The 3,182-nt window shown below is 64.8% G+C and carries 2 protein-coding genes; both read left to right on the forward strand.

The window, feature by feature from the left end; all coding sequences use genetic code 11:
• A partial coding sequence (locus ACE3S9_RS17270) for a 4Fe-4S binding protein (RefSeq protein WP_374547721.1) occupies positions 1–2,128 on the forward strand: 2,128 nt, incomplete at its 5' end.
• Positions 2,125–3,123, forward strand: a complete 999-nt coding sequence (locus ACE3S9_RS17275; RefSeq protein WP_374547722.1) for an FAD:protein FMN transferase — start codon at positions 2,125–2,127, stop codon at positions 3,121–3,123. The genes ACE3S9_RS17270 and ACE3S9_RS17275, both read left to right, overlap by 4 nt.
• The last annotated feature ends 59 nt before the right edge of the window (positions 3,124–3,182 follow it).

Here is a 3,182-nt window from a genome sequence, read left to right on the forward strand (position 1 = left end):
TGTCGCCGTGGTGCTGCGCCTTTGGGCGTTGCTCGCGGCGCTGTTTTGTCTGTGCGCGCTGACGCAAGGCGTGGGCGCGTCCACGCTCGACCGCGAGGCGATGACGCGGGCCTTTCCCAAGCCCTTTACCGTCGGCGAGCGCGACGCGACTTTGCCGATCTGGCCGATCTTCCAGCAGAGCTATAATGGCGACGTCCTGGTCGCCTATGCCTTCGAATCGATCGATTTCCAGCCGATCCCCGGCTTTTCCGGCACGCCGGTCAATCTGCTGATCGCGGTCAAGCCCTCGGGCGAATTGCTCGACGTGCGTGTGCTGACCCAGCACGAACCGGTTTTCGTCGACGGTCTCGGTCCCGATCCGCTGATGGATTTCGTCAAGCAATATGCCGGCAAATCCTTGCGGCAATCGATCAAGATCGTCGCGCCGGGCACGCGCGATCCACGCGCCGACAATGTCGCGGCCGAGATCGACGGCGTCGCCAAGGCGACCGCCTCGGTGCGCATCATCAATGAAACGATCATCAATTCCGCGCTTCAGGTCGCCCGTGAACGGCTGGGCTTTTCCAAGGGCCGCGACCCCAATCGCGCGGCGCATGTAAAGCCCGATGTGTTCGAGCCGCTGACGTTTCAGCAGATGCTGGATCGCGGCTATATCCGGCGCCTGCATCTCACCAATGAAGCAGTGAACAAGACCTTCGCCGGCACGGTGGGCGAGGATGTCGACGAGGAAGGCAAGGCCGACCCGAAGGGAACCTTTGTCGACGTCTATATCGCCGAGGTCGACGTGCCGATCACCGGCCGCAATCTGCTCGGCGAGGCGAATTGGAAAAAGCTGATGTACCAGCTCGACGGCGCGCCCGCCATGCTGGTGCTGTCGAGCGGCCGCTGGACCTTCATGCCGGACAGTTTCGTGCCCGGCGCCACGCCGGATTTCGTCGCGCTGAACCAGGCCGACGCGCCGGTGGCGTGGCGCGATTTCGTCTATCGCGATTCACTAACTCTGCCGACGCCGCAAAACCTCGATCTCGCCAAAAGCGACGTCGCAATCATGCGCATCGCGCCGCAGGCGGCGTTCGACCCGGCCTCGCCCTCGCTCTTTTCCATTCGCGTGCTGCGCGAAAAGGGCCAGATTTTTCCAGAGCGCGTGACGCGCGATTTCACGCTCGACTACTCGCTGCCGAAAAGCCTGTTCGATCTGCCGCCGGAGGATTCGGGGCTCGGTCTCGGCTCGATCTGGGCGAGCCGGTTGCGCGATATTTCCATCCTGTCCGTCGGCCTGCTCGTTCTCGCCGTCGCGCTTATGCGCCAGCGCGCCCTGTCGCATTCGTCGCGCGGGCTGAAGGTCTTCCGGCTCGCCTTCCTCGCCTTCACATTGGTCTTCATCGGCTGGATCGCGCAGGCGCAATTGTCGATCGTCTGGCTGTTCGGCCTCATCAAGGCGATCAAGGGCGAGGGGACTTTCGTCTTCTTCCTGTGGGATCCGCCGACCCTGATGGTGACGGTGTTCGCGCTCGTCGCTCTGTTCATCTGGGGGCGCGGAACCTTCTGCGGCTGGCTCTGTCCCTTCGGCGCCTTGCAGGAATTCGCCGGCGAGATCGCGCGCCTGTTGCGCCTGCGCCAGATCGGCCTGCCGCAACGCTATGAGCGCCTCGCGCGCGTGCCGAAATTCCTCGTGCTCGCGGTCATTCTGGTCACCGCTCTGTTCTTCTCCAATCAGGCGGAAAAGGTGGCCGAGGTCGAGCCGTTCAAGACCTCGATCACGCTCATCTTCATGCGCTCGGCGCCCTTCGTGCTCTACGCCGTCGCACTGCTGATCGTCGGCATGTTCCATTACAAATTCTTCTGCCGCTATCTTTGTCCGCTCGGCGCGACTTTCGCGGCGTTGAGCCTGGTGCGGCGCTGGAAATGGATTCCGCGTCGCAAGGAATGCGGGTCGCCCTGCCAGATGTGCCGCGTGAAATGCCGCTATGGCGCGATCGAGCGCAGCGGCGCCATCGTCTATTCGGAATGTTTCCAATGCCTGGATTGCGTGGTCATCCACGACGATCCGCAAAAATGCGTGCCGCTCGTGCTGGAGCGGAAACGCGCGCGCAGGCAGCAGCGCAAATCCCTGGAGGCCGCGCAATGACGACCAATCGCCGGCAGATGTTGCAACTTGCCTTGATGGGCTCCGGCTTGTGCGCGGCGGGCGCCTTCGCCGCGAGTGGGGCGCGCGGGACGCCGGTGTTTCGCCGCGCGGGCGTCGCCTTCGATACCGGCGTCGCCTTGACCATTGTCGGGCTCGACGAGCGCGAGGCGGAAGCCGCGCTCGATGCGGGCTTCGCGGAGATCCGCCGGCTGGAGCGCATCGCCGGCCTTTCGACGCCGGGCAGCGACATCCGCCGCCTCAATGCCGAGGGGCGGCTGGAGCGGCCCGACCCGGCCTTGCTCGACATGCTCAAGGTGGCGGACGATCTGCACCGCGCCAGCGACGGCGCCTTTGACGTGACCGTGCAGCCTTTGTGGATTTTCTACGATTCCTACGCCAAACGCGGCGCATGGCCGACCGAGGAAGAGGCCGCGCCCGCGCGCGCCTTGATCGGTCAGCAGCGCATCCGTCATGACGAAGCGGCGATCGCTTTCGACACGCCTGGCATGGGCGTCACGCTGAACAGCCTCACTCATGGCTACGCCGCCGATTGCGTGGCGAAGCTGCTGGCGGAGCGCGGCGTCAAACAGGCTTTCGTCGATACGGGCGAGATGGAATCGCTCGGCCATGCCGCCAATGATCGCGAATGGACTGCGGCGGTGCGCCATCCGCGCCAGCGCGACGCCATGCTCGGCACGGCGCCGGTCAGCGGCTGCATGGCGACGGCGGGCGATTACGCCTATACATGGTCGGAGGATTTCTCGCGCCACCACATTCTCGACCCGCGCACGGGCTATTCGCCGGCGTCCTTCGCCTGCGTGACGGTGATAGCGCCCACGGCGGTCGTTGCCGACGCCCTGTCGACCACGGTTTCGGTGGTCGGCCCCGACGAGGGCGCGAAATTGTTGAAACGTTTCGACGCCGAAGCCTATGGCGTCACCAAGGCCGGCAAAGTCTGGGTGACGCCGGGATTCCCGCGCAAAAATCTGGCGTGAGCGCCGCAGCCCCTTCTCCCCTTGCGGGAGAAGGTGGCTCGCCGAAGGCGAGACGGATG

The organism is Rhodoblastus sp., assembly GCF_041915505.1.
In the GTDB taxonomy this organism is placed as follows: domain Bacteria; phylum Pseudomonadota; class Alphaproteobacteria; order Rhizobiales; family Beijerinckiaceae; genus Rhodoblastus.

Coding starts and splice junctions, on each gene's coding strand:
- ACE3S9_RS17275 (WP_374547722.1), top strand. CDS start 2,125: ATGACGACCAATCGCCGGCAGATGTTGCAACTTGCCTTGATGGGCTCC.